Consider the following 13,968-nt stretch of genomic DNA (forward strand, 5'->3'; position numbering starts at 1 on the left):
GCGCTGGCGGTCCATGTCACGATTGTGACGCCATTGGCGACGGAGGGAAACCGGCTGCCCTCCGCCACGGCGCCCGGCTATCCTCGGCGCCATGATCGTACCGGCCCTATCGACCCCCCGACTGCGCCTCAGGGCGCGCACCCTCGACGATGTCGAGGCGAACCTGGCCATGGACATGGATCCGGAGGTGCAGCGCCATCTGCCCAACCTGCACGACCGTTCGCCCGACGCGCACCGCAAGGAACTGACCGACCGGATCCTCGACGGCTGGCCACGGACCGGCGCGCTTTGGGTCGTGGAATGGCGCGACCCGCAGGCGGCGGGCGGCCCTGCAGGCTTTCTCGGATGGTGCGCCCTCTTCCCGCTGCAGGAGTCGGGCCTGATCGAGATCGGCTACCGCTACGTTCCCGCCGTCTGGGGCCGCGGCGTCGCGACCGAGGCGGGCCGGGCAGTCCTGGACCACGGGTTTCGAGTCATGGGCTTCGACCCGATCGTCGGCGTGACGGCCCCCGAGAACTTGGCCTCGCAGAACGTCCTGACGAAAATCGGGCTGAGACCCGAGGGCCGGCAGTTCCACTACGGCCTGATGCTGCCCTTCTTCGCCCTGCGGCGGTCGGAACATCTCGGCGACGACTGACCCTCGCTCCGGTCTCTCCGCCCGGCTTTCGCCCGGCCCGGCCGCGCGATAAGATCCGGACATTCCGACAAGCAGAACCTCTAGGAGATACGCGCGTGAGCGGCGAACTGGTCACCTATACCTCCGAGAACCGCATCGCGGTGATCACCCTCAACCGTCCGGACAAGCTCAACGCGCTGTCGAACGGCCTCGTCATCGAGCTGCGCGAGGCGATGAAGCGGCTGCAGGCCTCCGACGACCGCGTGGCGATCGTTACCGGCTCCGGCGACCGCGCCTTCTCGGTCGGCGCCGACCTGACCGACCCGCCGCGCGACCCGGACCTTTGGGAGTGCATGCCGGGCGTCGGCGTCGACGTCGACAAGCCGCTGATCGCCGCGGTCGCCGGCCACTGCGTCGGTGGCGCCTTCTGCCTCGTCCAGTTCTGCGACATCGCCGTGGCGGCCGAGAACGCGAACTTCTTCTACCCGGAGGCGCAGCTGGGCTTTTGCGGCGGCCTGGTGGCGAGCGTCGCAGCGCGCATCCCGCACAAGATCGCCATGGAGTTCATGCTGACCGGCAAGCGCTTCGACGCGCAGCGCGCCTACGAGGTCGGGATGGTCAACAAGGTCGTGCCGACCGGCCAGCAGGTCGAGGGCGCGATGGAGTATGCGAAGATCCTGGCCGACAGCTCGCCGATGGTCATGGGCATGCTGAAGCGCTTCGTGCGCGACGACGTCATGGCGCGCGGCCCCTCGGAGAAGGCGGCGCTCGCCCGCCGCCAGCTGCTCTCCCTCGCCCGCAGCGAGGATCAGGCCGAAGGCGGCCGGGCGTTCCGCGAGAAGCGCAAGCCCGTCTTCACCGGCAAGCCGGGCTGACCGGCGCAGCGATCAGCGGACCGGATAGGTCACCACGTCGACGGTCGTTCCGACCGCCGTCGTGGTGACGTCCACGCCCGTCTCCACCACCGCACCGGCGACGCCCACCGTCGCTCCGACGACGGAACAGCCGGCCATCAGGGCCGCCGCGGCAGCGATCATCAACAGTCTCATGTCTCGCGGCCCTCGCCCTCGGTTCGATGCGGCCGCATGCTAGCGGCCGGTTGTTGCCAGTCCGTCAATGCGCGATCGCCTACGCCCCACCGCCCGCCCGTCGTGCCCGTGTCCGGCGATGGAGATCGGCCCAGGCGCCGATCAGCCGGTCGATGTCCGCGGGCGCCGTGCCCCAGCCGAAGCTCACGCGGATCGCGCAGCGCGCCTCTGCCTCCGTCACGCCCATCGCCCGGAGCACGTGGGACGCCGACACCTTACCCGAGGAACAGGCCGCACCGGCACTGACGGCGATCCCGGCGAGGTCGAACGCCATCAGCTGCGTCTCCGCGGACACGCCCGGCATCCCGATACAGCTCGTCCCCGCCGCGCGGCGCGCCTGCACGCCATGCACGACCGCCTCCGGACATACCGACTGCACCCCCTCCTCCAGCTGCCGGCGCAGCGCGTCGAGGCGCTGCATCTCCACAGGATCCGCGACGGCCAGCGCCGCCGCAGCCCCGAAACCGGCTATGCCGACGAGATTTTCCGTCCCGGCGCGGCGCCCGCGCTCCTGACCGCCGCCGCGCTGCGGCTCGAGCGAAACGCCGGGGCCGAGGACGAGCGCGCCGACGCCGGCCGGCCCGCCGAGCTTGTGCGCCGAGACCACGATGAAATCCGCGCCTGCCGCCTCTGCCGCCACGTCGAGTCGGCCCGCTGCCTGGACCGCGTCGCAGTGCAGCAGCGCGCCGTGTGTCTTTGCGATCTCGGCAGCGGCGGCGACCGGCTGGACCACACCCGTCTCGTTGTTGACCAGCATCAGCGCGACCAGCGCCGGCTCGTCCGAGGCAGCCAGCATCTCGGCCAGGACGTCGAGCCGGACGAGCCCGTGCGCGTCGACGGGCACGACCGCCGCGTCGGGCACGGCGGAGAGGACGGAGTCGTGCTCCACGGCAGAGACGAGCACCCGGCGCCGGCCGCTGCGACGCAGGGCCAGGGCGCTCGCCTCCGTTCCGCCGCTGGTGAAGACGACCGCCGCGGGCGCGGCGCGGAGAAGCGAAGCGACCGATGCGCGTGCCTCCTCCACCAGACGGCGCGCCTGACGGCCCTGCGCATGCACCGAAGAGGGGTTCCCGATCGTGCCGAGCGCGCCGACCATCGCAGCGCGTGCTTCCGGCCGCAGCGGCGCGCTGGCGTTGTAATCGAGATAGATCGGGGCGCCCATATGTTCGGCTTGGCTCCGTCGGAACCGCCGAAATGCTTGAAAGCTCTTCCGGTTCGGCCCATTTAGCGAGTGGCGCACGCTGCGTGGCCGGCATCGATGCCTCGACAGCCGCGCCGGACGCCATATGGCTGTCGCGCCGTGCCGATCAAGCTCGTGTACCGCACCGCAATTTCGTGCGCACCGGCTCCGGCTGGCCGCGATTCGCCAGCCGTCGGATAGCGCAACACGCAGCAGGTGCCCAGGCATATGCCGGAAGTGATCATCAACGGCCCCGAAGGCCGCATTGAAGGCCGCTACCACCACAGTCCCGTCGCCGGAGCGCCCATCGCGGTGCTCCTGCATCCGCACCCGCTGCATGGCGGGACGATGAACAATCGCGTCGTCCTCAACATGTTCCACGCCTTCACCCGGCGCGGTTTCTCCGTCCTCCGCTTCAACTTCCGCGGTGTCGGCCGGTCGCAGGGGCGCTTCGCCCGCGGCGAGGGCGAACTGGCGGATGCGGCGGCGGCGCTCGACTGGCTGCAGGCGGTCAATCCCAGCGCGCCGGTCGCCTGGGTCGGCGGCTTCTCCTTCGGCGCCTGGATCGGCATGCAGCTGCTGATGCGCCGGCCGGAGATCAACGGCTTCATCTCCGTGGCGCCCCCGGCGAACACCTACGACTTCACCTTCCTGGCGCCCTGCCCCTCCTCCGGCCTGATCGTCCACGGCGACGCGGACGAAATCGTGCCGCGCGCCGACGTGAAGAAGCTCGTCGACCGCCTCTCGAACCAGCGCGGCATCACGATCGACTTCCGCAGCATCGGCGGCGCCAACCACGTCTTCCAGGATCGCATCCCGGAGCTGGTCGAGCACGTCGAGACCTATCTGGAGCATGCGCTCGGACAGGAAGCGGCGGTCGCTTGAGGCCGTAGTTCCCGGCGGGGTTGCCCCTCCCGCAAGGGAGCGGGCGCGGGAACCAATCCCGTAAGGCGCCGTTCCAGCGCGCACCATTCCATCGGGATTGAAACCAATGCGCCTGTTCGAGTGCCAGAACTGCGGGCAGCTCGTCTATTTCGAGAACAGCCACTGTCTCCGTTGCGGCCATACGCTGGGCTTCCGCGTCGAGGACATGGAACTTCACGCGCTGACGCCCGACGACGATGGCACGTGGCACCCCGTTGCGGACCCCGACCGTTCCTATCGGTTTTGCGCCAACGCGGCGCACGACGCCTGCAACTGGCTGGTGCCGACGGAGGAGCCGGAGACGCTCTGCATCGCCTGCCGCCTCAACCGCACGATCCCGGACCTCGACAATCCCGAGAACCTCGCCCTGTGGCAGAAGATCGAGATCGCCAAGCGGCGGCTGGTCTTCTCGCTCCTGCGGTGCGGCCTGCCGATCGTGGCCAAGGTCGACGACAAGCCGCAGGGCCTGGCGTTCGATTTCCTCGCCGACGACGGCACGCCGGACGGGACGAAGGTGACCACCGGCCATGCCGACGGCCTGATCACGCTGAACGTCGCGGAGGCGGACGACGCCCATCGCGAGAAGCACCGGCTGGAGATGGGCGAGCCCTATCGCACGCTGCTGGGCCATTTCCGCCACGAGGTCGGCCACTATTACTGGGACGTCCTGGTTCGCGACCGCAATCATCTGGATGCCTATCGTGCCCTGTTCGGCGACGAGCGCGCGGACTATGGCGAGGCGCTGCAGAACCACTATCAGAACGGCCCGCCGGCGAACTGGCCCGACCATTTCGTCAGTTCCTACGCCACCGCCCATCCGTGGGAGGACTGGGCCGAGACCTGGGCGCACTATCTGCACATCATGGACACGCTGGAGATGGCCGGCGCCTTCAACCTGCGCGTCCGCCCCGACGCCGGCACCGACAAGGACCTGTCCGCCCGCCTCGACTTCGACCCCTATGACGGGCGACCGTTCGACGACCTGATCGCCGGGTGGCTGCCGCTCACCTATGCGGTCAACAGCCTGAACCGCAGCATGGGGCAGCCGGACCTCTATCCCTTCGTCCTGCCTCCGGACGTGATCGAGAAGCTGCGCTTCGTGCACGACCTCATCAGCCGGGGCGCCGACAAGGCGGATTGACTCCACGACATTTCTAGTTCTATCGTCCGGTCCATGGAAGACGTGCTTTCCGAACAGGCGGCAGCCGATGCGCTCGCCGCCCTGGGCAACCGGACGCGGCTGCGGCTCTTCAAGCTGCTGGTGCGGGCGGGGACGGACGGCCTGATCGTGGGCGAGGTGCAGCGGCATATGGACATGCCCGCTTCGACGCTCGCCCACCACCTCGCCGCCCTCACCCGGGCCGGTCTCGTCGTCCAGGCGCGGAACGGCCGCGAGGTCGTCTGCACCGCCGACTATGCGGCGATGCAGCACCTTCTCGGCTGGCTGACGCAGGAATGCTGTGCGGGCGTCGCGTGCCGGAGCGGCATGGTCGCCTGATTTTTTGGCCCCGTTTTTTTGGCCGATAGAACGACTTTTCTAGGGGTATCGTAGCATGCAGCTCGCTTCGGTCGCAGCCTCCCTGCCGGGCAGGGTCTCCCGCCTCGATCGCGCCTGGCTCGCGATCGCCTGCATCCTCGTGCTTCTGCTCGCCCTGTCCCCGACCCAGGCCGAGGCCTCGCTGATCTTCACGGCCCGCGCCCTGCTCGGGGTGGCCCCCTTCCTCGTGCTGTCGGCCGGGATCGCCGCCTACGCCAAGGCGACCGGCGCCGAGCACCTGATCGCCCGCGCCTTCCAGGGCCATGTCCTGATGATGGTGCCGGTCGCGGCGGCCGTCGGGGCGCTGTCGCCCTTCTGCTCGTGCGGCGTCATTCCGATCATCGCCGCCCTCCTCGCCGTGGGCGTGCCGCTGGCGCCGGTCATGGCCTTCTGGCTCGCCTCGCCGCTGATGGATCCCTCGATGTTCCTGATGACGACGGGCACGCTCGGGCTCGGCTTCGCTCTCGCCAAGACCGCCGCGGCCCTGGGCGTCGGGCTACTCGGCGGGTTCGGCATCCACCTGCTGCAGCGCCGCGGCCTGCTGACAGAAGGCCTGCGCGAGGGCGTCGGCAACGGCGGCTGCGGCGGCGCCAAGATCCGCAACCCGAAGGCGGTGGTCTGGCGCTTCTGGGACGAGCCGGCGCGACGCACGGCGTTCGGTACCGGCGCCGTCGACACGCTGCTGTTCCTCGGCAAGTGGCTGATCCTGGCCTTCCTGCTGGAGAGCCTGATGCTGGCCTACATCCCCGCCGAGACCGTGGCCCGCTTCGCCGGCGGCGACGGCCTGCTCCAGGTGGTCGGTGCGGCTTTCGTCGGCATCCCGGCCTACCTCAACGGCTATGCCGCGCTGCCGCTGGTGTCCGGCCTGATGACCCAGGGCATGGGCGGCGGCGTCGCGATGACCTTCCTCATCGCCGGCGGCGTCACCAGCATTCCCGCCGCGATCGCCGTCTGGGCGGTCGCCCGGCCGCCGGTCTTCGCCGCCTATATCGGCTTCGCCGTCGCCGGTGCCATCGCCTCCGGGCTGCTGTACGGCCTCGCCTGAGCCCGGTCAGGCGGAGGCCGACGCCGCCTCGCGGCCGACGGGGCCGGCCGCGATCGGCCTGAGGTCCTCGACGAAGCGCGCATACGCGGCCGTCCGGGCCGCCTCCTCCGGCAGGCGCAGGATGTAGGAAGGGTGGACGGTCGCGAGGACCGGGATGCCGTCGGCGCGCTGCAGGACGCGGCCGCGCACCCGCGTCACCGGCAGGTCGCGGCCCAGCAGGGCGAAGAGCGCCGTCGACCCCAGGCCGACGATCAGGCGCGGCCGGACCTGGGCGATCTCGCGGGCGAGCCACTGCCCACAGGCCTGCACCTCGCCGCGCCCCGGCCGCTCGTGGATGCGGCGCTTGCCGCGCAGCCTGAATTTGAAGTGCTTCACCGCGTTGGTGACGTAGACGTCGAGCCGGTCGAGGCCGGCCTCGGCCAGCGCCCGGTCGAACACCTCGCCGGCCGGCCCGACGAACGGCCGGCCCGCCAGATCCTCCTGGTCGCCCGGCTGCTCGCCGACGAACATGATGCCGGCCGTGGCGGGCCCCTCGCCGAACACCGTGCCGGTCGCGTCGCGCCAGAGGGGACAGGCGCGGCAGCCGGCGGCCTCGGCGGCGAGCGGGACATCCGCCGCCGGTACCTCCAGCGCCGAGCGCGCCGCGACCGCCTGCGCGGTGCGTTTCGCCGGCACCGTCCCGCCGCGATCCACCATGGCGCCGGCTCGCCCGCCCGCCGCCTCGATCAGCGGCCGGATCAGCCGTGCCTCCGGCAGGTTGTGCCAGTATTTCTTCGGCATCTCGGCGCGCATGTGCGCCGGCTTCAGGCGCGCCGGGTTGAAGATGCTCGCATAGTAGGTGCGCCACTGGTCGTCGAGCGCGTCGGCGTCCGGCACCGCCTCGCGCCTGCCGCCGGGGCCGAAGGTCACCGCCTCGCCGTCCCACGCCATGCTGCGATAGGGTGTCAGGATCGCCCAGCGCATCGCCGCGAAACGGTCGGCGAAGAACGGCGCCAGCGAGTCCACGACGAAGTGCTCGGGCTCGAACCACGACAGGAAGCGCACCCCGCCGTCCTCGTCCGCGACCTCGCGGAAGCGGACGAAGGCCTTCATCTTGTGCTGGTCGCGCCGAACCGCCTTCGCCATCTCCGACACCCGCGCGACCAGCGGGTCCGAGGCGATCTCCAGCAGCGACCGCTCGCCCGCGTGCAGCCGCCAGAGCAGGGCGTAGAGCAACCCGAACCGCTCGCGGTCGCTGTGGCAGATCGCATCGGCCGCGAGGGTGACGAAGGCGCGCGGCACGGTGAAGGCCGGCGCGGGCGGCTCCGCCTGCCGGTCGGGGACCGGTGCCGGCGCGAACAGGTCCCGCTGACGGTCGGCCACCGTCCAGACGACGTCGCCGGGCGGCACGCGCCCGGCCACCAGCCGGCGGGCGGCGGCGCGCCAGCCGTCGAAATCCGCCTCGAAGCCCAGGTCAATGTGCTGCATGGCCGTCGAACAGCGACAGCTGCGCCGGCGCGGGCGCCAGTTGCCGCCGCAATTGCGCCGACTCGATCTCCGCCGCGCGCGGCGTGTGATCGGACGTGCAGAGGAAGGGAAGAACCTTCTTCAGCGGCACCCGCAGCCGCGCCAGGTCGGCGACCCGCACACCGTGGTGCCGGCGGATCGCCAGGATGCGGTCGACATTGCGCGCGCCCAGGCCCGGCACGCGCAGCAGGTCCTCGCGCGACGCCCGGTCGACGTCGAGCGGAAAGCGGTCGCGGTGGCGCAGCGCCCAGGCCAGCTTCGGATCGATCTCCAGGTCGAGCATGCCGTCGCCGCCGCCGGCGAAGATCTCCTCGGTGGCGAAGCCGTAGAAGCGGAACAGCCAGTCGGCCTGATAGAGCCGGTGCTCGCGCAGCAGCGGCGCCGGCCGCGACGGCAGCGTCCGGCTGGCGTCGGGGATCGGGCTGAACGCCGAGTAATAGACCCGCCGCAGCCCGTAGGACCCGTACAGCTTGGCACTGGTCCCCAGGATGGTGGCGTCGGTCGCCGCATCGGCGCCGACGATCATCTGCGTCGACTGGCCGGCCGGGGCGAAACTCGCCGGGCGCCGCTCCTCGCGGGCCGCGTCGATGCGCAGGCGCATGCGCCCCATGCTCCGCCGGATGACGCTCTCGTCCTTCTCCGGCGCCAGATGGCGCAGCGCCGCCGCCGTCGGCAGTTCGACGTTGATGCTCAGCCGGTCGGCGAGCCGCCCCGCCTCGGCGATCAGCTCCTCCGACGCTTCGGGAATGGTCTTCAGGTGGATGTAGCCGCGAAAGCCGTGCTCCTCGCGCAATGCGCGCGCCACCGCCACCATCCGCTCCATCGTGTAGTCGGCGTCGCGGATGATCCCGGAGCTCAGGAACAGGCCCTCGATATAGTTGCGGGCGTGAAAGCCCAGCGTCAGCCGGACGACCTCCGCAACCGTGAAGCGCGCCCGCGGCACGTTGCTGGAAACGCGGTTCACGCAATAGGCGCAGTCGAAGACGCAAAAATTGGTGAGCAGGATCTTCAGCAACGAGATGCAGCGGCCGTCGGGCGCGTAGCTGTGGCAGATGCCCATCCCCGCCCCAGCGTCGGTCGGCGCCGCACCCCGCTTGCCCTTGCCACCCGAGGCGCAGGACGCATCGTATTTCGCCGCGTCGGCGAGGATGGCGAGCTTGTCCTTCAGGTCCATGGTCCGTCCACGCGTCGCGCTTGCCCGTCATGTTCCCTATATGTTCTAGTTCGTCGCCGCCGTCGCGGCAAGGCCGTGTTGCCGATCAACGTCATGTGAACGCGCGCGCCTGATCCCCATTGTTGGCGGGGCGTGCGCGGGCGTGGCAGAGGGTATTGATCGACGGGAGCCGACTCGGCGGCAACGAAGTGTTAGGGTCGCCCGATACTTAGTGCTTAGGCCGTCACGCTCCGCCCCCGGCGGTCGTTGCGGCTTTGTTACGCCCGATGCGGAGCCGCAGCGGGAATGCTCCATCCCCTCCCCGGTGCGGGAGGACACTGATCGTCAGGTGGGTCCGTCCATGAAGCGCGCAGCAATCCTCGTCGTAGCGGCAGTCGTGCTGGCTGCGCTGATCGGCGGCTTTGCCTGGTTCCAGTTCGTCATGAAGCCGGAGATGGTCCGCGGCTTCATCACCGGCGCACCGCAGCCGCTGGTGACCGTCACCGCCGAACCCGCACGGCAGGAGCAGTGGCAGACCCGGCTCCCGGCGATCGGCAGCCTGCGCGCCATCCGCGGGATCGACGTGGCCCCCCAGGTGTCGGGCCTCGTCTCGGCGATCCGGTTCGAATCGGGCAGCACCGTCGAGCGCGGCGCGGTCCTGGTCCAGATCGACGATTCCATCGAACAGGCGGACCTGAAGGCGGGTCAGGCGGAGCTGCGCAACGCCGAACTGAACCTGTCGCGGCAGCGCGAGCTGCTTGGCCGCGGCAACACCAGCAAGACCGCGTTCGACACCGCACAGTCAAACCGCGACGTCGCGGCCGCGACGATCGACCGGACGCGGGCGCTGATCGCGCAGAAGGTGATCAAGGCGCCCTTCCCCGGCCGCCTCGGCATCCGGGTCGTCGACCTGGGCGCCTACGTCTCGCCCGGCACCACGATGGTGACGCTGCAGCAGCTCGACCCGATCTATGCCGACTTCCCGATCCCGGAGCAGCAGTTCGACATGCTGCGCACCGGCCAGACCGTCGAGGTGACGGTCGACGCCTATGCGGGGGTCGTCTTCAAGGGCCAGATCGACTCCATCGATGCCCGCGTGAACGAGGAGACGCGCAACGTCCTGGTGCGGGCCGAACTGGCGAATCCCGACCGCCGCCTGCTGCCCGGCATGTTCGCGAACGTCGCCGTGGTCGCGGGCGACGCGGCGACCGTCGTGACGGTGCCGCGGACGGCCGTGACCTACAGTCTCTACGGCGACAGCGTCTATGTCGTCGGCGAGGACGGTGCCGCGGCGGAGGCCGGCAGGCCGATCGAGCGCCGTTTCGTGCGCACCGGCGACACGCGCGAGGGCCGGGTGGCGATCACCGAAGGCATCAAGGCCGGCGACCAGGTCGTCACCTCCGGGCAGCTGAAGCTGCATACCGGCAGCCGCGTGCGCATCGAACAGGCCGAGATCCTGACGCCGCCCGCCGTCCGACCGAAGGAATAGGACCGCCAGGATGGCCATCACCGACATCTTCATCCGGCGCCCCGTCCTCGCGACGGTCGTCAGCCTCCTGATCCTCCTGATCGGCCTGCAGGCCGGGCTGAGCCTGCAGATCCGGCAGTACCCGGAACTCTCCAGCACCACGATCACGGTCACCACGTCCTATCCGGGCGCCAACGCCGACCTGATCAAGGGCTTCATCACCACGCCGATCGAGCAGGCGGTCGCCAGCACCGAGGGCATCGACACGCTCGTGTCGACGTCGCGGCAGAACGTGTCGACGGTGACGCTGAACCTGCGCCTCAACGCCGACCCCGACCGCGCCGCCACCGACGTGCTGTCGAAGGTCAACCAGGTCCGCGGCGTCCTGCCGCGCGAGGCGAACGACCCGATCGTCGTGAAGCAGACGGGCCAGGGCTTCGCCCTTATGTACCTCTCCTTCAACTCGGACGAGCTGACCGGGTCGCAGATCACCGACTATCTGACCCGCGTCGTCCAGCCGCGCCTGCAGACGGTCGACGGCGTCGCCAATGCCGAGATCCTGGGCGGCCAGACCTTCGCCATGCGCATCTGGCTCGACCCGAACCGGATGGCGGCGCTGGACATCACACCGGCGGACGTTCGCACGGCCCTGGCCGCAAACAACTTCACCTCGGCGGCGGGCCAGATCAAAGGCGACTTCGTGCAGACCGGCATCGAGGCGCTGACGTCGCTGAACAGCGCGGAGGCCTTCTCGCGCCTGGTGGTGGCGACGCGCCAGGATTCGCTCATCCGGCTCGGCAACATTGCCACAGTGGAGCTCGGGCCGCAGAGCGTCGACGCCTCCTCCGTGTTCGACGGGCTGAAAGCGGTGTTCGTCGGCATCTACGCGACGCCGACCGCCAACCCGCTGACGGTGATCACCGACGTCCGCAACACCATGCCGGAGATCCAGGCGCAGTTGCCGCCGGCGCTGGACGCCGCCATCGCCTACGATTCGACGGAGTTCATCCGCGCGTCGATCGACGAGGTCGCGCGCACGCTGATCGAGGCGGCGGTCATCGTCGTCGTCGTCATCTTCCTCTTCCTCGGCAACCTGCGCTCGACGCTGATCCCGATCGTGACGATCCCGCTCTCGCTGATCGGCGTGATGATCATGCTGGTCGCGCTGGGATACTCGATCAACCTGCTGACGCTGCTGGCGTTGGTGCTGGCCATCGGGCTCGTCGTCGACGACGCCATCGTGGTCGTGGAGAACATCTACCGGCACATCGAGGAGGGCATGACGCCCTACGAGGCGTCACTGAAGGGCGCGCGCGAGATCGCCCTGCCCGTCATCGCCATGACGATCACCCTGGCCGCCGTCTACGCCCCGATCGGCTTCGTCTCGGGCCTGACCGGCGCCCTCTTCCGCGAGTTCGCGTTCACCCTCGCGGGCTCGGTCGTCGTTTCCGGTGTGGTCGCGCTCACGCTCTCGCCGATGATGTGCTCGCGCCTGCTGCGCCCGACCACCGAGCAGGGCCGGTTCGTGAAGTTCCTCGACCGGATGTTCGACCGGCTGAAGCAGCGCTTCCAGCGCCGCCTGCACCGCACGCTCGACTTCCGCGCGATGACCATCCTCGTGCTGGCGGCGGTAATCGCGATGACCGGCCTGCTCTACCTGTCGACCCCCCAGGAACTGGCGCCGGAGGAGGACCAGGGCATCGTCTTCTCCATGGTGAAGACGCCGCAATACGCCAACCTCGACTATCTCGAGCGCACGACGGCGAACCTCTACGAAACCTTCGCCAAGGTGCCCGAGCAGGCGCACGTCTTCACGATCAACGGTTCCGGCGGCGTGCACGAAGCCTTCGCCGGCCTGCTGCTGAAGCCCTGGGCCGAGCGATCGCGCACGGCCAAGGAGATCACCCAGTCCCTGCAGCCGGATCTGGCCAAGGTGGCGACCGGCCAGGTGCTGGCCTTCTCGCCGCCGGCCCTGCCCGGCTCGACCGGGGGCCCGCCGCTGCAGTTCGTCGTCACGACGACGAACGACTATCAGCAGCTCGCGACCGTCATGGAGCAGCTGCAGCAGGCGGCAACCAAGAGCGGCATGTTCCTGTTCACCGACACCGACCTGAAGTTCGACACGCCGCAGTACGAGTTCCGCATCGACAGCGACAAGGCGAACAGCCTGGGCATCAGCATGGAGGATGTCGGCGTCGCGCTCGGCACCATGCTGGGCGGCGGCTACGTCAACCGGTTCAACCTGTACGGCCGCAGCTACGAGGTCATCCCGCAGGTGCCGCGCGATTTCAGGCTGACCGCCGACTGGCTGACGCGCTATCAGGTGCGCACCAGCGGCGGCGAGATGGTGCCGCTGTCGACGGTCGCCTCGATCGCGCAGACGGTGCAGCCGAACGCGCTGACCAGCTTCCAGCAGCTCAATGCCGCCACCCTGTCGGGCGTGCCCTTCCCCGGGCAGACCCTGGGCGACGCGCTCAATTTCCTGGAATCGGAAGCCGCCGACATCCTGCCGGAGGGCTTCAGCTACGACTATCAGGGCGAGAGCCGGCAGTTCATCCAGGAGGGCGGCACCCTGGTCGTCACCTTCGGCTTCGCGCTGATCGTCATCTTCCTGGTGCTGGCCGCCCAGTATGAGAGCTTCCGCGACCCGTTCATCGTGCTGATCGCCCTGCCGACCTCGATCTTCGGCGCGCTGCTGCCGCTGAACATCGGCGGAATCATGGGCCTGACCAGCGTCAACATCTACACGCAGATCGGCCTCGTGACGCTGATCGGCCTGATCTCCAAGCACGGCATCCTGATGGTCGACTTCGCCAACAAGCTGCAGGAGGAGGGCATGGGCCGGCGCGAGGCCATCGAGGAGGCCGCCGCCGTTCGCCTGCGGCCGATCCTGATGACCACCGCCGCCATCGTGCTGGCGATGATCCCGCTGATCATCGCCGACGGCGCCGGTGCGCGCAGCCGCAGCGACCTGGGCATCGTCATCGCCGCCGGCATGACGATCGGGACGCTGTTCACCCTGTTCGTGACGCCGGCCGTCTACACCCTCGTCGCGCGCGACCACAGCCGCGACAGGGCGAAGGCCGTGGCACGCCGGGGGGCGGAAGCGCCGGCGCACTAATGCGCCGGCGCGGGCGTCAGCCGCCCTTGCGGATCAGGCCCGCGGCGAGCATCCGCTCGGCCAGGGCGCCGACCTCCTTCGCACATCGGTCCGGCTCCACGTCGAACCGCTCCTGCAGCGCCGCACAGAGTGCCGCGAAGGTCATCGGCTCCTCCAGCATCTCCCACACCCGCAGGGCGGTGGCGTTGAGGTGCAGGTATTTCCCCGCCTCGACGTCGAGCACGACATAGCCGCCCTCGACGGGCGCGCCGATCATGCCGTCGTTGCGGCGGAGTGTTTCGTCGGGTGCAACGGACGCCATCGCAATCATCCTCGTTTCGGTCGCACGCG

Annotated in this window: 13 protein-coding genes; 8 read left to right on the forward strand and 5 right to left on the reverse strand. The window is 69.7% G+C overall.

The window, feature by feature from the left end:
- Positions 1-91 precede the first annotated feature (91 nt).
- Both ABIE65_RS01575 and ABIE65_RS01580 read left to right on the forward strand, forming a co-directional pair.
- Positions 92-637, forward strand: a complete 546-nt coding sequence (locus tag ABIE65_RS01575; protein WP_354075082.1) for a GNAT family N-acetyltransferase — start codon at positions 92-94, stop codon at positions 635-637.
- A 95-nt stretch (positions 638-732) separates the two neighbouring features.
- A complete protein-coding gene (locus tag ABIE65_RS01580; RefSeq protein ID WP_354075083.1) occupies positions 733-1,491 on the forward strand; it encodes an enoyl-CoA hydratase/isomerase family protein in 759 nt (252 codons plus the stop codon).
- A gap of 12 nt (positions 1,492-1,503) precedes the next feature.
- Here ABIE65_RS01580 and ABIE65_RS01585 read toward each other — a convergent pair whose 3' ends face one another.
- Together ABIE65_RS01585 and ABIE65_RS01590 are read right to left on the reverse strand one after the other, a co-directional pair.
- Positions 1,504-1,665 carry a hypothetical protein gene (locus tag ABIE65_RS01585; RefSeq protein ID WP_354075084.1) on the reverse strand — a complete coding sequence of 54 codons (162 nt, stop codon included), beginning with the start codon at positions 1,663-1,665 and terminating at the stop codon, positions 1,504-1,506.
- A 79-nt stretch (positions 1,666-1,744) separates the two neighbouring features.
- Positions 1,745-2,866 carry a cysteine desulfurase family protein gene (locus ABIE65_RS01590; protein ID WP_354075085.1) on the reverse strand — a complete coding sequence of 374 codons (1,122 nt, stop codon included), beginning with the start codon at positions 2,864-2,866 and terminating at the stop codon, positions 1,745-1,747.
- Between the two features lie 246 nt (positions 2,867-3,112).
- On the opposite strand from ABIE65_RS01590, the gene ABIE65_RS01595 reads away from it, so the two are divergent.
- From ABIE65_RS01595 to ABIE65_RS01610, 4 genes are all read left to right on the forward strand, one after another.
- Positions 3,113-3,769, forward strand: a complete 657-nt coding sequence (locus tag ABIE65_RS01595) for an alpha/beta hydrolase (protein ID WP_354075086.1) — start codon at positions 3,113-3,115, stop codon at positions 3,767-3,769.
- 106 nt (positions 3,770-3,875) lie between these two features.
- Entirely contained in the window at positions 3,876-4,949 is a 1,074-nt protein-coding gene (locus ABIE65_RS01600; protein ID WP_354075087.1) for a zinc-binding metallopeptidase family protein, read from the forward strand.
- Between the two features lie 33 nt (positions 4,950-4,982).
- Complete coding sequence (locus ABIE65_RS01605; RefSeq protein ID WP_354075088.1) at positions 4,983-5,306, forward strand: ArsR/SmtB family transcription factor; 324 nt, start codon at positions 4,983-4,985, stop codon at positions 5,304-5,306.
- A 55-nt stretch (positions 5,307-5,361) separates the two neighbouring features.
- Positions 5,362-6,390 carry a permease gene (locus ABIE65_RS01610; protein WP_354075089.1) on the forward strand — a complete coding sequence of 343 codons (1,029 nt, stop codon included), beginning with the start codon at positions 5,362-5,364 and terminating at the stop codon, positions 6,388-6,390.
- A 6-nt stretch (positions 6,391-6,396) separates the two neighbouring features.
- Here the strand turns inward: ABIE65_RS01610 and ABIE65_RS01615 are convergent, their stop codons facing one another.
- Both ABIE65_RS01615 and ABIE65_RS01620 read right to left on the reverse strand, forming a co-directional pair.
- Positions 6,397-7,857, reverse strand: a complete 1,461-nt coding sequence (locus tag ABIE65_RS01615; protein WP_354075090.1) for a UdgX family uracil-DNA binding protein — start codon at positions 7,855-7,857, stop codon at positions 6,397-6,399.
- Entirely contained in the window at positions 7,844-9,070 is a 1,227-nt protein-coding gene (locus ABIE65_RS01620; protein ID WP_354075091.1) for a putative DNA modification/repair radical SAM protein, read from the reverse strand. The genes ABIE65_RS01615 and ABIE65_RS01620 overlap by 14 nt, the downstream gene beginning before the upstream one ends.
- A gap of 340 nt (positions 9,071-9,410) precedes the next feature.
- Here ABIE65_RS01620 and ABIE65_RS01625 point away from each other — a divergent pair, with 340 nt between their 5' ends.
- Together ABIE65_RS01625 and ABIE65_RS01630 are read left to right on the forward strand one after the other, a co-directional pair.
- Positions 9,411-10,538: an efflux RND transporter periplasmic adaptor subunit gene (locus ABIE65_RS01625; protein ID WP_354075092.1), complete on the forward strand. Its 1,128-nt coding sequence runs from the start codon at positions 9,411-9,413 to the stop codon at positions 10,536-10,538.
- A 10-nt stretch (positions 10,539-10,548) separates the two neighbouring features.
- A complete protein-coding gene (locus tag ABIE65_RS01630; protein WP_354075093.1) occupies positions 10,549-13,638 on the forward strand; it encodes a multidrug efflux RND transporter permease subunit in 3,090 nt (1,029 codons plus the stop codon).
- Between the two features lie 16 nt (positions 13,639-13,654).
- Here the strand turns inward: ABIE65_RS01630 and ABIE65_RS01635 are convergent, their stop codons facing one another.
- Positions 13,655-13,939 carry a PqqD family protein gene (locus ABIE65_RS01635; protein ID WP_354075095.1) on the reverse strand — a complete coding sequence of 95 codons (285 nt, stop codon included), beginning with the start codon at positions 13,937-13,939 and terminating at the stop codon, positions 13,655-13,657.
- Positions 13,940-13,968 lie beyond the last annotated feature (29 nt).

It is taken from the genome of Constrictibacter sp. MBR-5 (assembly GCF_040549485.1).
Classification (GTDB): domain Bacteria; phylum Pseudomonadota; class Alphaproteobacteria; order JAJUGE01; family JAJUGE01; genus Constrictibacter.

Excerpts from the sequence above, each read along its gene's own strand:
- ABIE65_RS01575 (WP_354075082.1), top strand. The coding sequence starts at position 92 with ATGATCGTACCGGCCCTATCGACCCCCCGACTGCGCCTCAGGGCGCGC.
- ABIE65_RS01585 (WP_354075084.1), bottom strand. The coding sequence starts at position 1,665 with ATGAGACTGTTGATGATCGCTGCCGCGGCGGCCCTGATGGCCGGCTGT.
- ABIE65_RS01590 (WP_354075085.1), bottom strand. The coding sequence starts at position 2,866 with ATGGGCGCCCCGATCTATCTCGATTACAACGCCAGCGCGCCGCTGCGG.
- ABIE65_RS01595 (WP_354075086.1), top strand. The coding sequence starts at position 3,113 with ATGCCGGAAGTGATCATCAACGGCCCCGAAGGCCGCATTGAAGGCCGC.
- ABIE65_RS01600 (WP_354075087.1), top strand. The coding sequence starts at position 3,876 with ATGCGCCTGTTCGAGTGCCAGAACTGCGGGCAGCTCGTCTATTTCGAG.
- ABIE65_RS01605 (WP_354075088.1), top strand. The coding sequence starts at position 4,983 with ATGGAAGACGTGCTTTCCGAACAGGCGGCAGCCGATGCGCTCGCCGCC.
- ABIE65_RS01610 (WP_354075089.1), top strand. The coding sequence starts at position 5,362 with ATGCAGCTCGCTTCGGTCGCAGCCTCCCTGCCGGGCAGGGTCTCCCGC.
- ABIE65_RS01615 (WP_354075090.1), bottom strand. The coding sequence starts at position 7,857 with ATGCAGCACATTGACCTGGGCTTCGAGGCGGATTTCGACGGCTGGCGC.
- ABIE65_RS01620 (WP_354075091.1), bottom strand. The coding sequence starts at position 9,070 with ATGGACCTGAAGGACAAGCTCGCCATCCTCGCCGACGCGGCGAAATAC.
- ABIE65_RS01625 (WP_354075092.1), top strand. The coding sequence starts at position 9,411 with ATGAAGCGCGCAGCAATCCTCGTCGTAGCGGCAGTCGTGCTGGCTGCG.
- ABIE65_RS01630 (WP_354075093.1), top strand. The coding sequence starts at position 10,549 with ATGGCCATCACCGACATCTTCATCCGGCGCCCCGTCCTCGCGACGGTC.
- ABIE65_RS01635 (WP_354075095.1), bottom strand. The coding sequence starts at position 13,939 with ATGGCGTCCGTTGCACCCGACGAAACACTCCGCCGCAACGACGGCATG.